The 14,881-nt window shown below is 64.6% G+C and carries 16 protein-coding genes; 10 read left to right on the forward strand and 6 right to left on the reverse strand.

What is annotated here, in order from left to right:
* Nucleotides 1–49: 49 nt before the first annotated feature.
* From WCE05_RS17800 to WCE05_RS17810, 3 genes are all read left to right on the forward strand, one after another.
* Nucleotides 50–988 (forward strand): 2-hydroxyacid dehydrogenase, encoded by a 939-nt coding sequence (locus WCE05_RS17800; protein ID WP_253081453.1) that lies wholly within the window; start codon nt 50–52, stop codon nt 986–988.
* 28 nt (nt 989–1,016) lie between these two features.
* Entirely contained in the window at nt 1,017–1,805 is a 789-nt protein-coding gene (locus WCE05_RS17805) for a PhzF family phenazine biosynthesis protein (RefSeq protein ID WP_368816244.1), read from the forward strand.
* 72 nt (nt 1,806–1,877) lie between these two features.
* Complete coding sequence (locus WCE05_RS17810; protein ID WP_253081454.1) at nt 1,878–2,285, forward strand: GFA family protein; 408 nt, start codon at nt 1,878–1,880, stop codon at nt 2,283–2,285.
* 10 nt (nt 2,286–2,295) lie between these two features.
* Here the strand turns inward: WCE05_RS17810 and WCE05_RS17815 are convergent, their stop codons facing one another.
* Nucleotides 2,296–3,186, reverse strand: coding sequence for a LysR substrate-binding domain-containing protein (locus WCE05_RS17815; protein ID WP_225789261.1), 891 nt, complete (start codon nt 3,184–3,186; stop codon nt 2,296–2,298).
* Nucleotides 3,187–3,329: 143 nt separating this feature from the next.
* Here WCE05_RS17815 and WCE05_RS17820 point away from each other — a divergent pair, with 143 nt between their 5' ends.
* The 4 genes from WCE05_RS17820 to WCE05_RS17835 all read left to right on the forward strand — a co-directional run bounded on the left by WCE05_RS17820 (nt 3,330) and on the right by WCE05_RS17835 (nt 6,780).
* Complete coding sequence (locus WCE05_RS17820) at nt 3,330–4,271, forward strand: DMT family transporter (RefSeq protein WP_253103732.1); 942 nt, start codon at nt 3,330–3,332, stop codon at nt 4,269–4,271.
* Between the two features lie 39 nt (nt 4,272–4,310).
* Complete coding sequence (locus tag WCE05_RS17825; protein ID WP_253081455.1) at nt 4,311–4,649, forward strand: FKBP-type peptidyl-prolyl cis-trans isomerase; 339 nt, start codon at nt 4,311–4,313, stop codon at nt 4,647–4,649.
* 226 nt (nt 4,650–4,875) lie between these two features.
* Nucleotides 4,876–5,538, forward strand: a complete 663-nt coding sequence (locus WCE05_RS17830) for a histidine phosphatase family protein (protein WP_225789258.1) — start codon at nt 4,876–4,878, stop codon at nt 5,536–5,538.
* A gap of 48 nt (nt 5,539–5,586) precedes the next feature.
* Complete coding sequence (locus WCE05_RS17835; RefSeq protein WP_368816245.1) at nt 5,587–6,780, forward strand: D-amino acid dehydrogenase; 1,194 nt, start codon at nt 5,587–5,589, stop codon at nt 6,778–6,780.
* 127 nt (nt 6,781–6,907) lie between these two features.
* Here the strand turns inward: WCE05_RS17835 and WCE05_RS17840 are convergent, their stop codons facing one another.
* The 3 genes from WCE05_RS17840 to WCE05_RS17850 all read right to left on the reverse strand — a co-directional run bounded on the left by WCE05_RS17840 (nt 6,908) and on the right by WCE05_RS17850 (nt 10,102).
* On the reverse strand, nt 6,908–7,636 hold the full coding sequence (locus WCE05_RS17840; protein ID WP_225789256.1) for an aspartate/glutamate racemase family protein: 729 nt from the start codon (nt 7,634–7,636) through the stop codon (nt 6,908–6,910).
* A 16-nt stretch (nt 7,637–7,652) separates the two neighbouring features.
* Nucleotides 7,653–9,182: an NCS1 family nucleobase:cation symporter-1 gene (locus WCE05_RS17845; protein WP_253081457.1), complete on the reverse strand. Its 1,530-nt coding sequence runs from the start codon at nt 9,180–9,182 to the stop codon at nt 7,653–7,655.
* A gap of 482 nt (nt 9,183–9,664) precedes the next feature.
* On the reverse strand, nt 9,665–10,102 hold the full coding sequence (locus tag WCE05_RS17850; RefSeq protein WP_225789254.1) for an Lrp/AsnC family transcriptional regulator: 438 nt from the start codon (nt 10,100–10,102) through the stop codon (nt 9,665–9,667).
* A gap of 133 nt (nt 10,103–10,235) precedes the next feature.
* Here WCE05_RS17850 and WCE05_RS17855 point away from each other — a divergent pair, with 133 nt between their 5' ends.
* Complete coding sequence (locus tag WCE05_RS17855; RefSeq protein WP_368816246.1) at nt 10,236–11,135, forward strand: DMT family transporter; 900 nt, start codon at nt 10,236–10,238, stop codon at nt 11,133–11,135.
* Between the two features lie 77 nt (nt 11,136–11,212).
* Nucleotides 11,213–12,142 (forward strand): class I SAM-dependent methyltransferase, encoded by a 930-nt coding sequence (locus tag WCE05_RS17860; protein ID WP_253081459.1) that lies wholly within the window; start codon nt 11,213–11,215, stop codon nt 12,140–12,142.
* Between the two features lie 29 nt (nt 12,143–12,171).
* Here the strand turns inward: WCE05_RS17860 and WCE05_RS17865 are convergent, their stop codons facing one another.
* A complete protein-coding gene (locus tag WCE05_RS17865) occupies nt 12,172–13,170 on the reverse strand; it encodes a sulfate ABC transporter substrate-binding protein (RefSeq protein ID WP_225789251.1) in 999 nt (332 codons plus the stop codon).
* A 130-nt stretch (nt 13,171–13,300) separates the two neighbouring features.
* Nucleotides 13,301–14,131, reverse strand: a complete 831-nt coding sequence (locus tag WCE05_RS17870) for an ion transporter (RefSeq protein WP_225789250.1) — start codon at nt 14,129–14,131, stop codon at nt 13,301–13,303.
* Nucleotides 14,132–14,284: 153 nt separating this feature from the next.
* On the opposite strand from WCE05_RS17870, the gene WCE05_RS17875 reads away from it, so the two are divergent.
* Nucleotides 14,285–14,770 carry an RHS repeat-associated core domain-containing protein gene (locus tag WCE05_RS17875; RefSeq protein ID WP_368816247.1) on the forward strand — a complete coding sequence of 162 codons (486 nt, stop codon included), beginning with the start codon at nt 14,285–14,287 and terminating at the stop codon, nt 14,768–14,770.
* Nucleotides 14,771–14,881: the final 111 nt, after the last annotated feature.

The raw sequence follows: 14,881 nt of genomic DNA on the forward strand, positions 1-14,881 counted from the left end.
CAACACAGCGCCCGCGCATAATGCCCCTTCGTATTGATCCGGAGGTGGCATGAGCAAGACCGTCCTGGTGCTGGTGGAAACCGTCGACGACTACCTACCGCTGCTGGAGCAGGCCGGTTATCGCCTGATCCGCGCACCCTCACCGCAACTGCGCGCCGACGCCATCGTCCGCCACGCCGGCGAGATCGACGCCGTGCTCACCCGTGGGCCGCTGGGCCTGACCGCTGCCGAGATCGAGGCCTTGCCGAAGTTGCAGATCATCTGCGTGATCGGTGCTGGCTACGAGCAGGTCGACCTGGCTGCCGCCGCTGCCCGTGGCATCACGGTGACCAACGGCGCCGGTGCCAACGCGCCGGCGGTGGCCGACCACGCCATGGCCATCCTGCTGGCGCTGCTGCGCGACATCCCGCGGGCCGATGCCAGTACCCGCCGGGGCGAGTGGAACCGGGTCATCAGCCCCTCGGTGAGCGGCAAGCGCCTGGGCATCCTCGGTCTCGGTGCGGTCGGCCTGGCCATCGCCAAGCGAGCGGCCCAAGGCTTCGACATGAACGTCAGCTACCATAGCCGCACCCCGCGCCAGGATGTCCCGTACACCTGGTACGACACCGCGCTGCACCTGGCCGAGGCCGTGGACATCCTGGTGGTGGCCACGCCAGGCGGTGCCGGCACCCACCACCTGGTCGATGGGCAGGTGCTCGAGGCCCTGGGCGCCGAGGGATACCTGGTCAATATCGCGCGGGCCAGCGTGGTCGATACCCAGGCCTTGGTCGAGGCGCTGCGCCAGGGGGTGATCGCCGGGGCGGCGCTGGATGTGTTCGATGACGAGCCTGCGGTTCCCGACGCGTTGAAATCCCTCGGCAACACCGTGCTCACGCCGCATGTGGCCGGCCAGTCGCCAGAAGCGGCACGCGACACCGTGACCTTGGTTCTGCGCAACCTGCAGGCGTTCTTCGCCGGCGAGCCGGTTTTGACCCCCGTGCGTCACTGAGCCCTCTTTCAGCATCAGGAGCTTTTGCATGCAACTCGAGATGTTCCAGGTCGACGCCTTCTCGGCCAAACCCTTCGGCGGCAACCCGGCCGCTGTGATCCCGCTGCAAAGCTGGCTGCCGGACGCGCTCCTGCAGCGCATCGCCGAAGAGAACAACCTTTCCGAAACCGCCTACATCGTGCGCAATGGTGAAACCTTCGACCTGCGCTGGTTCACGCCGGCGGTGGAGGTGGACCTGTGCGGCCACGCCACCCTGGCTGCGGCCTGGGTACTGTTCGAGCAACTGGGCGAGCAGGCCCAGGTGCTGCGCTTCAATACCCGCAGTGGCGAGCTGCGCGTGAGCCGTGGTGCCGATGGCCTGCTGGCCATGGATTTCCCGGCCAAGCAACCGCAGGCGGTGGACATCCCCGCCCAGCTGCTGGAGGCGCTGGGCCTGAGCGAGGCGCGCGCGCTGTACCGTACGGACGACTATGTGCTGGTGATCGACGACGCCGCGTTGATCGAAACCCTGGCGCCGGACTTCGCCGCGCTGGCGGCCTTCGATGTGCGTGGCATCGCCGTGACCGCGCCGGTCCGTGGCTTCGACTTCGTCACCCGCTGGTTCGGGCCGCGCGTGGGCGTGAACGAAGACCCAGTGACGGGATCGGCGCACACCTCGCTGGCGCCCTACTGGGCCGAGCGCCTGGGCAAGCGCAGCCTGAGCTGCGAGCAGGGCGGGGCACGCAAGGGGCAGTTGCAGTGCGAGGTGCCGGGCAATGGGCGGGTGATCATCAGCGGGCGTGGGGCGCTGTACCTGCGGGGGACCGTGTTTCTCTGACCGCCGCGAAGGGGGCGGCACCGCCACCGCTATACTTGCCAATCCCTGACCCCTCGCACAGGAGCCCACGCCATGCCTCTGGAAAAACAAGGCACCTGCCTTTGCGGCGCCACCCAACTGAGCGTCACCGTGGACAACACCCACATCAGCGCCTGCCACTGTAGCATGTGCCGCAAGTGGACCGGCGGCCCCCTGCTGGTGGTGCACTGCAGCCAGCCGCCGACGATCCAAGGCCGTGCCCCGAGCGTCTACGACTCCTCCGACTGGGCCCAGCGCGGCTTCTGCGGCCAGTGCGGCACGCACCTGTACTACCGCCTCAAGGCCAACGACTTCTATGCCGTCCCGGTCGGCTTGCTGGACGGCGAGCAAGCCTGGGACTTCGACCTGCAGATCTTCGTCGAGGAGAAACCCGCCTGGTACTGCTTCGCCAACCAGACCCAGGAGCTGACCGGGCAGCAAGCCTTCGACCAGCTCGGCTAGGCGTTCTGCTTCAGGCCTGCAGCAGCCATTCGGCGAACACCTGGGCGGCGGGCGAGGGCAGTGTCTGGCGGTCGTGCACCAGGTAGTCGGCCTGGCCCGTGCGCACCACGAAGTCCGACACCGGCCGGATCAGGCCGGCGTTGATGCGCTCGCGAGCCATCGACTCCCAGCCCAGCCCCACGCCCATGCCCTGCATCACCGCATCGAACACCAGGTTGACCTGGTTGAAGGTCAGGGCGTCGGCCGGTGCCTGGTAGCGCACGCCGAAATGGCCGAACCAGTCGTGCCAGTCCAGGCAGTTCCAGGCCGAGGCGTCGAGCTGGATCAGTGGCAGCGCCTGCAGGTCGGCGAGGCTGTCGATGCTGCCCAGGTCCTGGCGGGTGCTGGCGATGGGGAAGATCACCTCGTCGAACAGCTTGCTCGCCTGCAACGAGCGCCAGCGGCCATGCCCATAGAGAATGCCGAAGTCGTAGTCGGCGATCAGGCTCTCGTTGATGTCGTTGCTGGCATGGATGTTCACCGTCAGCCCCGGATGCTGCTCGTTGAAGCGCAGCAGCCGTGGAAACAACCAGTACTGCGCCACGGCATGGGTGCAGATGACACTGACATGGCGGTCGCCATGGCCGCTCTTGAGGCGCTGCACGTTGGCCAGCAGCTTGTCGAGCATGGGCTCGACGAAGCCATGGAAATGCTCGCCGGCGCTGGTCAGGCTGATGCCGCGGGCACGCCGTTCGAACAGCTGGGTGGCGAGGTGATCCTCCAACAGGCGGATCTGCTTGCTCACCGCGCTCTGGGTCAGGTACAGCTCGCCGGCGGCACGGGTGAAGCTGCCGGTGCGGGCCACGGCCTCGAAGGCGATCAAGGTATCCAGCGGGGGCAGGTGACGGCTGTATCGGCTCATGTCGGAGTCGCGTGGCGAAAGGGTGCGCTCAGCATAGGGCGCCGCGAGCCATTCCTCCAGGGAATGGCTGCATGAGGAATGATCTTTTGCCCGGTGCCGGCCTGGCAGGTAGCCTGCGCGCATCTTCGAACAGGAGCAGACAGGTGAGACGCGGTGTGATGTATGCCGGCATGGCCGGCGCATTGTGGGGCATGGTGCTGATGGTTCCGGAGCTGTTGCCGGAGTTCAACCCGATGCTGCTGAGCAGTGTGCGCTACCTGATGGTGGGCGTGATCTCGCTGTTGCTGGCGCTGCCCATGGCCCGGCAACTGCGCCAGCTGACCCTGGGCGATGCATGGATGCTGTTGCGCCTGGCGGTGATCGGCAACCTGGTGTACTTCATCTGCCTGGTGGCGGCGATCCAGCGCCTGGGCGTGGCACCGGCCTCGCTGATCGTCGGCGTGCTGCCCCTGACCATCACCCTGTACGGGCGCAACGACAGCGGCGCGGTGCCGCTGGCACGGCTGGTCGGCCCACTGGCGCTGATCCTTGCCGGCATGCTGTGCATCAACCTGGAGACATTCGCCTTCGCCCCGGGCGACGTGGGCGACAAGCTCATGGGCCTGTTCTACGCCCTGGCCGCGCTGGCCTGCTGGACCTGGTACGCCGCGCAGAACAGCCGCTATCTCAAGCAGTGCGGGCATTTCGACAGCCACCAGTGGTCGGTGCTGTGCGGGGTGGTGACAGGGCTGGCCAGCCTGGTGATGGTCGCGGCGCTGGCGTTGTGGCAGCCGCAGTCATTGCAGGTAGAGGCGCCGATGTCGCGCTGGTGGTTGTTCTGGGCGTGCAGCCTGGGCTGCGCGGTGCTCGGTTCGTGGTTGGCCATGGCCTTGTGGAATGCGGCGTCCAAGCGCCTGCCGCTGACCCTGAGTGGGCAGTTGATCGTCTTCGAGACCTTGTTCGCGCTGCTCTACGCCTTCCTCTGGCGGCATACCGGGCCGAGCGTGCTGGAGGCCGCGGCGATCGTCCTGGTGATCGGTGGCGTGCTCTGGTCGATGCGCCAGCACGAAGCGCCGCGCGAACTTGCCAAACCCGTGCATTCCTGAGAAAAGGGCGGCCACGCAAACCGCTTCGAGGAAACAGGCATGAGCAGCGAACTGCAGGTCATCGATATCCAGGAAGGCGACGGCAAGGCCGTGGTCAAGGGCGCCCTGATCACCACCCAGTACACCGGCTGGCTGGCCGACGGCAGCGAGTTCGACTCGTCCTGGTCGCGTGGCAAGCCATTCCAGTGCGTGATCGGTACCGGGCGGGTCATCAAGGGGTGGGACCAGGGCCTGATGGGCATGCGTGTCGGCGGCAAGCGTCGGCTGCAGGTGCCGGCGCACCTGGGGTACGGCGAGCGCAGCATGGGTTCGATCCCGCCCAACTCGGACCTGACGTTCGAGATCGAGTTGCTGGAAGTGCTGACCCGCGACGACTGAGATTCGCCGTCCGTGGACATGATTCGGCAACATGCAGCCTTTAACCTGGGCCTTGTCGACGGAACGGCACGTGCATCCAGGGAGGAACCAAACGGGCCGAGGGCGCTCTGACCCTCACCCGCTATCCACGGAAGGATGTCATGACAGGGATGCCCTGCGGCTTCGGCCGCAGGGCGACGTGGCGGGTAAACCCCCATTCTTTCTGCCACGAGAGCCTGCCTTTTTGATGAAGTTGCCCCTCTTTCTACGACGCCGCCGTCACCTGTTGCTGGGCGTGATGCTCACCGCCATTGGAGTGCCGCTGGCGCTGGAAGCGATCGAAGGCCGGGCCGAACCGGTCGACGGTACCCAGACGCTGGTGTTCCTGCGCCATGCCGAAAAGCCCGGCGAAGGCCTGGGGCAACTGAACTGCCAGGGCCTGAACCGTGCTTTGGACCTGGCCACGCTGCTGCCTGAGCGTTTCGGCGAGGCCGACTATGTGTTTGCCGCCAACCCCTCGCGGCATGTCGAGGAGGGCAGTCAGGACCGCAGCTACAGCTATATTCGCCCGCTGATGACCATCTCGCCCAGCGCCATCCGCCTGGGCCTGCCGGTGAACATCGACTTCGGTGCCAATGACACCGATGACCTGGCCGAGGAGCTGATGCGTGACAAGTACCGCAACGCCACCGTCTATACCGCCTGGTCGCATGGCTACCTGCCCGACCTGATCAACGCCGTGGCTGGCAAGGCCTTGGGCGAGGAGCGGGTGATCACCGAAGACTGGAGCGGTGATGATTTCGACACCCTGTACGTGCTGACCCTGACCTGGCGCGACGGCAAGGCGAGCCTGCTCAGCCGTAACGTACGCCAGGGGCTGGACGATGGGGTGCATACCTGCCCGAGCTGATCCGTACGGTTTCCTGCTAGGCTGCAAGGCCTGACGCAGGAGGCGCGCATGAATCGGCGGGTGACGGTGATCGGTGGCGGGGTGATCGGGCTGGCGACGGCCTACGCGCTGGTGCGCGAGGGGCTGGCGGTCGACCTGGTCGAGGCGCGTGGCAGTTTGGCCAGCGCCACCAGCTTCGCCAATGGCGGGCAGCTTTCGTATCGCTACGTGGCGCCGTTGGCCGATGCCGGCGTGCCATGGCAGGCGCTTGGCTGGTTGCTCCAGGGCGAGTCGCCCCTGCGCTTGCGCATGCGCCTGGACCCGGCCCAGTGGCGCTGGCTGGCGGCCTTCGTGATGGCGTGCCGGCACACGGTCAACCGCCGCAATGCCGCTTGGCTGTTGGAGCTGGCCTTGCACAGCCAGGCCACCCTGGCGCGCTGGCGCGAGGACGATGGCCTGCAGGGCTTCGCCTGGCGGCGTAACGGCAAGCTGGTCGCCTTTCGCACGGCGCGGGCCTTTGCCCATGGGCGGGAGCACCTGCTCGAACCGGACAGCCAGCAGGTGCTCGGTGCGGCCGAGTTGCAGGCGCTGGAGCCGGCATTGGCCGATGCGCCTTTCATTGGAGGCGTGTTCACGCCGGATGAGGAGGTCGCCGACTGCCACCGCTTCTGCCAGCGATTGGCCGAGCGGTTGCAGGCCTCGGGGCTGTGCCGGTTGCTTCTGGGGCGGCCGGTGACGGGCTGGGTACGGCGCGATGACGAAGTGCTCGCGCTGGAGCTGGGTAGCGAGCAACTGGACGTGGAGCGGGTGGTGCTGTGTGCCGGCTATCGCAGCCCAGGCCTGGCGTTGCCGGGGATGAAGCTGCCGATCTATCCGCTGAAGGGCTACAGCCTGACCGCGCCGATCACGGCGGAGCATCTGGCGCCGCAGGTGAGCATCACCGACTACGAACGCAAGATCGTCTATGCGCGCCTGGACCAGCAACTGCGGGTGGCGGCGATGGTGGACATCATCGGTTTCGACGAGTCGGTGGACGCGCGGCGGTTGCGCAGCATGCACCGGCTGGCAGGCGAGACCTTGCCGAGGGCGGCGGACTATGAGCGGGCGGTGGAGTGGGCGGGGATGCGACCGGCGACGCCTACGGGGGGGCCGATCATCGGTGGTACGCCGTATCGCAATGTGTGGCTGAACCTGGGGCATGGGGCCCTGGGCTTCACCCTGGCCTGTGGCAGTGGGGAGCGGTTGGCCAGGATGTTGGGGTGATCGAGCCGATTGGGGCTGCTTTGCAGCCCTTTCCGACCGGTCCGGCGCCCCGGCAAGGCCGCTCCCACAGACACCGCGCAATGCCGACGTTCAGCGTCGTGCCTGTGGGCGTGGCTCCCAGTGTGATCTACCGCCCGAAGCGCATCGGCCAGCCCACCACCTTCTTCGCCCGTGGCGTGGCATAGGTGCGCACCTTGGAAGTGCTCAAGCCCATCCGCACCAGCGACTCGGCGATGGTCACCGCCGCGCTCACCCCATCCACCACCGGTACCCCGGTGCGCTGGCGGATCTGTTCGTCGAGCCCGGCCATGCCGCCGCAGCCGAGGCAGATCACCTCGGCCTTGTCGTCACGCACCGCCCGTTCGGCCTGGTCGACGATGGCCTCCACCGCACGCCGCGGGTCGGCCTCCAGCTCGAGCACGGCCAGGCCGCTGGCGCGCACCGAGGCGCAGCGCTCGTACAGGCCGGAGAGCTTGAGGCGGTCCTCGATCAGCGGCACCGTGCGGTCCAGGGTGGTCACCACCGAGTAGGCGTGGCCCAGGTACATGGCCGTGCTGGCGGCGGCGTCGGTGATGTCCACCACCGGTACGTCGAGCAGCTCCTGCAGGCCTTCGCGGCCATGCTCGCCATAGCCGGCCTGGATCACCGCATCGAACGGTTCCTCGTAGGCCAGCACCCGGTCCATCACGGCGATGGCTGCCAGGTAGCTCTCGAAATTGCCCTCCACCGACTCGGCGCCGAACCAGGGGGTCAGGCCGACGATCTCGGTGCCGGGCGCCGCGACGCTGCGTGCCTGCTCGGCGATGGCTGCGGTGATGGCTTCGGTGGTGTTGACGTTGGCGATCAGAATACGCATGGACAGTCCTCCTTGATCAGTGGCTGCTGGAGTCGACGGCGATGCATTCGCCGCTGACGTCGTGGTATTGGCGGTTGCGTGGGGCGAGCAGCAGGTAGAGGGCGGCGGCGGTGCCGGCGCCGATCAGCCAGGAGAACGGCGCGACGCTCTGGAAGTTGGGCACCAGGGCCAGGACGATGGCCAGCAGCGCGGTGGGAATGAAGGCGGCCACTGCCCGCAGGTTGATGCCACGGCTGTAGAAATAGGCCCCGGCCGGGTTCTCGCTGTACAGCTCCGGCACGTTGATGCGGCCTTTGCGCAGCAGCCAGTAGTCGGCCATGATCACCCCGTACAGCGGGCCGAGCAGGGCGCCCAGGCCGGAGAGGAAGTACACGATCACCAGCGGGCTGTTGTACAGGTTCCACGGCAGGATCAGCACCGCCAGGGTCGCGCTGATGAGCCCGGCGCGGCGGAAGTTGAGATGGCGTGGCGCCAGGTTGCTGAGCACGAAGGCCGGGGCGACGAAGTTGGCCATGATGTTCACCGCCACGGTGACGATCAGGAAGGCCAGGCAGCCGAGCACCAGGAACGGCGTGTTGGGAATGGTGGCGACGATCTGGGTCGGGCTGTCGATCACCTGGCCGTTGATCTGGAACTGCGCACCGCACAGCACCACGGTGATGGTGGCGAAGACCAGGATGTTCACCGGCAGGCCCCAGAAGTTGCCGACGCGGATGGTCTTGCGGCACGGCGAGGAGCGGGCGAAGTCGCAGAAGTTCAGCACCAGGGTGCCGTAGATCGCCAGCCACAGGGCGCCACCGGCGAAGATGTTGCGCCACATCTCGTAGCCAGTCAGGGGTTCGGCCACCGACCAGGCGATGCGCGCGTCGGCCTGGAAGTACATCCACACCGCCAGGCTGGCCACGGTCAGCAGGATCACCGGGCCGGCGAAGGCTTCGTAGCGGCGCACCATTTCCATGCCGTAGGCGAGGATCACCAGCTGGACCATCCAGATCGCCACGAAGCACACCCAGCCCAGGGTCGACAGCCCCAGCAGGCTGTCCTGGTCATAGGCGGCCACCTGTGGCCAGACCGCAGTGAGCAGGACCCGCAGCACCACCGAGGCCAGGTAGGTCTGGATGCCGAACCAGGCGATGGCGATCACTGCACGGATCAGCGCCGGGATTTGCGCGCCGTGGATGCCGAAGGCGATACGGCTGATGACCGGGAAGGGTACGCCGGTCTTCTGCCCCATGTAGCCGGACAGGTTCATGAAGAAGTACACCAGCGCCGCGCCGATCGCCAGCGACAGGAGGATCTGCCAGCCTCCCAGGCCGAGGGCGAACAACCCCATGGCGAAGGAATAGTTGGCGATGTTGTGCACATCGTTGGTCCACAGGGCGAAGATGCTGTAGCGCCCCCAGCGCCGGCCTTCGAGGCGGGTCGGGGCGAGGTCGTGGTTGTGCAGGCGAGGGCTTAGTTCAACTTCTGGCAGTCGCTCGGCGAGTGGGGTGGGGTGGGTGCTGGCAACGGATAGTTCAGGGGCAAGGTCGAGGCTGGTACTCATTCCGGCAGGCTCCTGATGCGCGTGGACTGCGATGAGCGGGCATGCGCACGGGCTCGCCATCTCGTCGGTGCAGCGTTGGCATCACTGGGTTCTGGGCGCAACGGCCTGTGTGAGGGCAGGCGCTGCGGGTTCTTGTGTATTTATGTTTTGTTTAAGTTGTATACAAAACATGAACACACAAAAGCGAGTTCCATGCCAGGCGAACAACAAACAGTCCGGTGGCCATTATTTTGAATCTATCTTGTTGAAAGATAAGTAGATGAATTAAGTGGAATATAAATTGACCAAATGAACAGGTTTTATTTTTGATGTAGATGATTACTTGATCATTTGGTCAAATTTTTAGGCGGGAAGTGTGTAACTTAATAGGGCGTTACCGTAGAAAGTGCACACAAAAATGGCACTTATGGTGACAATGTTGTGTACAAAAAATCGCCGACCGTTTCATCCTTTGAATGGGGCTGCTGAGGCTATCGCCGTGCTCAATCCATCGGCGGCAGCCGCCGTTTCACCGGTGTCTTCTTGACGATCGCGGTATTGGTCTCGGCCAGCAGGTTGAGGCGGTCGAGCAGGGTGTCGAGTTGCTCCATGGAGCGCACATGCATACGCGCGATGAAGCAATCTTCGCCAGTCACCTTGTCGCATTCGGTGAACTCCGGGATCGCGATGATCTGCCGTTCGACCTCCTGCAACTGGCCGGGCAGCGGGTGGATGCGCACGATGGCCTGGAGCTGGTAGCCGAAGCTGCGTGGGTCCACGTCCACGGTGTAGCCGCGCAGCACGCCGCGTTCTTCCAGGCGGCGCAGGCGTTCGCTGACGCTGGGCGCGGACAGGCCGCTGATCTGTGCCAGCGCCTTGAGCGAACGTCGGGAGTCTTCCATCAGGGCATGGATCAACAGTTGGTCGATGGCGTCGGTCATGAGTGCCTCGTCAGGTGATTCGTTGAATGTGCCTTGATAGTAAAGGTGAGGCAGCGCTAACACCTTCGTTATCCGCTGGAAGGTCGCCTTTTGCCTTGCGCATACTAAGGCCATCTTCGACGGGAGGTGTGAGATGGACAATTCATTGCGTCGCGGCTCGCTGGAAATGATCGTCGCCATGCTGATCTCCGGGACCATTGGCTGGTTCGTGCTGGTATCGGGGCAACCGGTGCTGGAGGTGGTGTTCTGGCGCTGCCTGTTCGGTGCCGGCACCTTGCTGCTGATCTGCGCTGCCATGGGCTTTCTCAAACCCGGCATCCTGACCCGTGCGACTTTCCTGCTGGCGCTGGCCAGCGGCGTGGCGATCGTCGGCAACTGGGTATTGCTGTTCGCCTCCTATTCAAAGGCGTCGATCGCCATCGGCACGGCGGTGTACAACGTCCAGCCATTCATGTTGGTGGGGCTGGCGGCGATCTTTCTCGGCGAGAAGATCACCGTGCCCAAGGTCACCTGGTTGAGCCTGGCCTTTCTCGGCATGCTGGCCATCGTCAGTGCCCATGGCAGTGGCCAGGCCGGGGCCGGCAGCTACCTGCTGGGCATCGCCCTGGCCTTGGGCGCGGCGTTCCTCTATGCCGTGGCGGCGCTGATCGTCAAGCGCTTGAGCGATACGCCGCCGCACCTCATCGCTTTGGTCCAGGTCATCACCGGCGTGTTGCTGCTGGCGCCCTGGGTCGGGCTGGGCGGTTTGCCGGGCGAGTTGCCGGCGCAGGCCAGCCTGGTGACACTGGGTATCGTCCACACGGGGCTGATGTACGTGCTGTTGTACAGCGCCATCCAGCGCCTGCCCACGGCGTTGACCGGCGCGCTGTCGTTCATCTACCCGGTCGCGGCGATCCTGGTGGACTGGTTCGCCTTCGGGCACCGTCTGACGCCGTTGCAGTGGCTGGGTGTGGCGGCAATCCTGCTGGCGGCGGCGGGGATGCAGCAGGGGTGGTGGTTCAGGCCAAGGGTGGCTGCAGTGAAGGGCCAGTGAGGCCGCGTAGCGCCCTCCAGGGTCAGCACCTGTGAAACCGGTTAGAATGCCGGCTTTTCTTTGCTTGCGACCCTGCCATGACCTCGCCGATCCACACCCTCGAGCAACACCTGCTCGCCGCCCTCGACCCCGCGCCACAGGAAACCCGCCGTCTGTTCCATGGCCGCGGGCGCTGCTGGCCTGGCCTGGAGCAGATCACCGTCGACTGGCTGCAGGGTGTGCTGTCGGTGGCGTTGTTCCGTGAGCCGGCCGAGGGCCAGCTGGCTGAACTGGAGCACATGCTGCGCGCCCTCGCCGAGCGCCCGCAGTGGAGCGGTCAGGCGATCCTCATCCAGCACCGCTACCTGCCAGACAGCCCCGGCCAGTGGCTGCTGGGCGAGCCTTGCCAGCAGCGCGAAGTGGCCGAAGATGGCCTGAAGTACCTGCTCGACCTGGGCGTGCGGCAGAACAACGGCCTGTTCCTCGACATGCGCTACGGCCGGCGCTGGGTGCGTGAGCAGGCAGCAGGCAAGCGGGTACTCAACCTGTTCGCCTACACCTGTGGCTTTTCGGTGGCGGCGATTGCCGGTGGGGCCGAGCAGGTGGTCAACCTGGACATGGCCAAGGCGGCGTTGGCCCGAGGGCGTGAAAACCATCGGCTCAACGGCCATGACGCTTCCCGGGTCGCCTACTTGGGCCATGAGCTGTTCAAGTCCTGGGGCAAGGTACGCAAGTACGGGCCGTACGACCTGATCATCATCGACCCACCGACCTTCCAGAAAGGCAGCTTCGTGCTGACCCAGGACTACGCGAAGATCCTGCGGCGTTTGCCAGAGCTGCTGACGGAGGGCGGTACGGTACTGGCCTGCGTGAACGACCCTGGCATCGGGCCGGCGTTTCTCATCCAGGGCATGGCCGAGCATGCACCGGCGCTGGTGTTCGTGGAACGGTTGGAGAATCCGCCGGAGTTTCCAGATGCGGATCCAGCGGGCGGGTTGAAGGCGCTGGTGTTCCGCCAGCAAGGCTGAAGCGGGGCGCACAGCGCCCCTGCCAGGCCTTAGTTGCTGGTATAGATCTGGTCGAACACCCCACCATCATTGAAGTGGGTCTTCTGCACGGTGCGCCAGTCGCCGAAGGTCTTCTCCACCGACAGGAAGTCGACTTTCGGGAAACGGTCGGTGTACTTGGCCAGCACGGTGGCATCGCGTGGGCGCAGGTAGTTCTGCGCGGCGATTTCCTGGGCCGCCGGCGACCACAGGTACTTGAGGTATTCCTCGGCCACGGCGCGGGACTTCTTGCGCTCCACCACCTTGTCGACCACGCTCACCGGCGGCTCGGCCTCGGCCGATACGCTCGGGTAGACCACCTCGAACTGTTCGCGGCCGAACTCGCGGGCGATCATCTCGGCCTCGTTCTCGAAGGTCACCAGCACGTCGCCGATCTGGTTGGTCATGAAGGTGGTGGTGGCGGCGCGGCCGCCGGTGTCGAGTACCGGCGCCTGCTTGAACAGCTTGCCGACGAACTCGCGGGCCTTGTTCTCGTCACCGCCTTGCTTGAGCACATAGCCCCAGGCCGAGAGGTAGGTGTAGCGGCCATTGCCCGAGGTCTTGGGGTTGGGCACGATCACCTGCACGCCGTCCTTGAGCAGGTCGGGCCAGTCCTTCAGCGCCTTGGGGTTGCCCTTGCGCACGATGAACACGGTGGCCGAGGTGAACGGCGCGCTGTTGTTCGGCAGGCGGGTCACCCAGTCGTCCGGTACCAGTTTGCCGTTGTCGGCCAGGGCGTTGATGTCGGTGGCCATGTTCATGGTGATGACATCGGCTGGCAGGCCATCGATCACCGCCCGTGCCTGCTTGCTCGAGCCGCCGAAGGACATCTGCACGTTGACCTTCTCGTTGTGCTCGGCCTCCCAGTGCTTCTGGAACGCCGGGTTGTAGTCCTTGTAGAAGTCGCGCATCACGTCATAGGACACGTTGAGCAGTGTCGGCGCGGCATGGGCCAGGTTACCGAGGGCCAGGCCTGCGGCGAGCAGTGAGGCACTGAAGAGTTTTTTCACAGGGCATTCCTTGTTCTAGTTCAATGAGTTGGCGATATGCCCGCGACTATAGCGGGTGGTTGATTGGCGCTTAAAGACTAAAAAGGTCTTTGCTTATACATTCCTGGCCTAGATCTGTTCACCGCGCCCGTCATTGTTTGGGGAACAGCGCATTGCCGCACCGCGAGCAGAACGCGGCGCCATGTTCATGGTGCGTCTTGGTGCAAGTAGGGCAGTCGTGCTGCAGATGTTCGCCACGCAGGGCGTTGGCCAGCTCGGCAGTGAAGATCCCAGTCGGCACGGCGATGATCGAGTAACCGGTGATCATTACCAGCGATGACAGCACCTGGCCCAATGGTGTCTTCGGCACGATGTCGCCGAAGCCTACCGTGGTGAGGGTGACAATAGCCCAGTAGATACCCGTGGGAATGCTGGTGAAGCCGTGTTCAGGGCCTTCAATCACATACATCAGGGTGCCGAACACAGTCACTAGGGTCGACACGCTGACCAAGAACACGATGATCTTCTGCTTGCTGCCCTGCAACGCGGCCAGCAGATAGTGAGCTTGTTTCAGGTAGGGGCTGAGCTTGAGCACACGGAAGATCCGCAGCATGCGGATGACTCGAACGATCAGCAGATACTGGGCATCGCTGTAATAAAGTGCTATGACCCCTGGGACGATCGCCAGCAAATCGACCAGGCCGTAGAAGCTGAAGGCGTAACGTAAGGGCTTGGGCGAGCAGTGCAAGCGCGTTAGGTACTCGATCAGGAAAATCCCGGTGAAGGCCCATTCGATACCGGCCAGCAGGCCTGCGTAGTCACGGTGGACTTCGTCGATACTGTCGAGGATCACCGTCACCAGGCTGGCGAGGATGATCAACAGAAGGATCTTGTCGAAACGTCGGCCGGCGACGGTGTCGGTCTGGAAGACGATGATGTAGAGGCGTTCTCGTAAGGGTTGCGAGGCTTGCGGGGTAGACATGAGGTCGATGGGGGCTGATGGGAACGGTACAAGACTAGAAGCCAGGCCTGGCCGTATGCAAGGGTGAAGGACCGGCACGGCTGATAAAAATGCCAGTTGTAGGTGTTGAAAAGGGGCAGGAGAATCCTGGAAGCGACGATAGGGAGAGAAGTCATGCATCTTCGGAGCCAGCAGCCTGATCGATCATTTCCTGAGTCAACACGATACTTCTACGAAAAAGACGGTAGGGCCGTTGAGTGGGGGGAGCAGGGCACAGTACGGGTGGTATGGGCAGGCGAGGCGTTGTTGGCGCTGGAGTCGAAAGACTCGGACCGAGTATTGCTGGCCATCGATGCATCTCGGTCGTTACTGGGCCTTTGGCGATCCTCGCAACTTCTCTGGACCCGCTACACCCCTTACGGCCATCGCGGCAGGTTCGAGGCGAGCCATATGGGGTTCAACGGACAGTGGCTCGACTGCCCGACGGCAGGTTACCTGCTGGGCAATGGTCATCGCCTGTACAAGCCTGCCTTGATGCGTTTCGTCAGCCCGGACAGCCTGAGCCCCTTCGGTAGTGGGGGAAGAAATGCCTATGCCTACTGTCAGGGAGATCCTTTGAATCGAACGGATCCAACGGGTAGAAGTGGACCTGTCCCGTGACAGCGGACGCCAAGAAGCTGGCTATTCAACCGACTGCCTTAAGCCTTTTGCATAGTCGTTCGGAGAGCGATAGCCCAACGCTGAATGCAGTCGGTTGCTGTTGTAAAACCC

The organism is Pseudomonas sp. I2 (genome assembly GCF_040984075.1).
Classification (GTDB): Bacteria; Pseudomonadota; Gammaproteobacteria; order Pseudomonadales; family Pseudomonadaceae; genus Aquipseudomonas; species Aquipseudomonas guariconensis_B.

Coding starts and splice junctions, on each gene's coding strand:
- WCE05_RS17800 (WP_253081453.1), top strand. CDS start 50: ATGAGCAAGACCGTCCTGGTGCTGGTGGAAACCGTCGACGACTACCTA.
- WCE05_RS17805 (WP_368816244.1), top strand. CDS start 1,017: ATGCAACTCGAGATGTTCCAGGTCGACGCCTTCTCGGCCAAACCCTTC.
- WCE05_RS17810 (WP_253081454.1), top strand. CDS start 1,878: ATGCCTCTGGAAAAACAAGGCACCTGCCTTTGCGGCGCCACCCAACTG.
- WCE05_RS17815 (WP_225789261.1), bottom strand. CDS start 3,186: ATGAGCCGATACAGCCGTCACCTGCCCCCGCTGGATACCTTGATCGCC.
- WCE05_RS17825 (WP_253081455.1), top strand. CDS start 4,311: ATGAGCAGCGAACTGCAGGTCATCGATATCCAGGAAGGCGACGGCAAG.
- WCE05_RS17830 (WP_225789258.1), top strand. CDS start 4,876: ATGAAGTTGCCCCTCTTTCTACGACGCCGCCGTCACCTGTTGCTGGGC.
- WCE05_RS17835 (WP_368816245.1), top strand. CDS start 5,587: ATGAATCGGCGGGTGACGGTGATCGGTGGCGGGGTGATCGGGCTGGCG.
- WCE05_RS17840 (WP_225789256.1), bottom strand. CDS start 7,636: ATGCGTATTCTGATCGCCAACGTCAACACCACCGAAGCCATCACCGCA.
- WCE05_RS17845 (WP_253081457.1), bottom strand. CDS start 9,182: ATGAGTACCAGCCTCGACCTTGCCCCTGAACTATCCGTTGCCAGCACC.
- WCE05_RS17850 (WP_225789254.1), bottom strand. CDS start 10,102: ATGACCGACGCCATCGACCAACTGTTGATCCATGCCCTGATGGAAGAC.
- WCE05_RS17855 (WP_368816246.1), top strand. CDS start 10,236: ATGGACAATTCATTGCGTCGCGGCTCGCTGGAAATGATCGTCGCCATG.
- WCE05_RS17860 (WP_253081459.1), top strand. CDS start 11,213: ATGACCTCGCCGATCCACACCCTCGAGCAACACCTGCTCGCCGCCCTC.
- WCE05_RS17870 (WP_225789250.1), bottom strand. CDS start 14,131: ATGTCTACCCCGCAAGCCTCGCAACCCTTACGAGAACGCCTCTACATC.
- WCE05_RS17875 (WP_368816247.1), top strand. CDS start 14,285: ATGCATCTTCGGAGCCAGCAGCCTGATCGATCATTTCCTGAGTCAACA.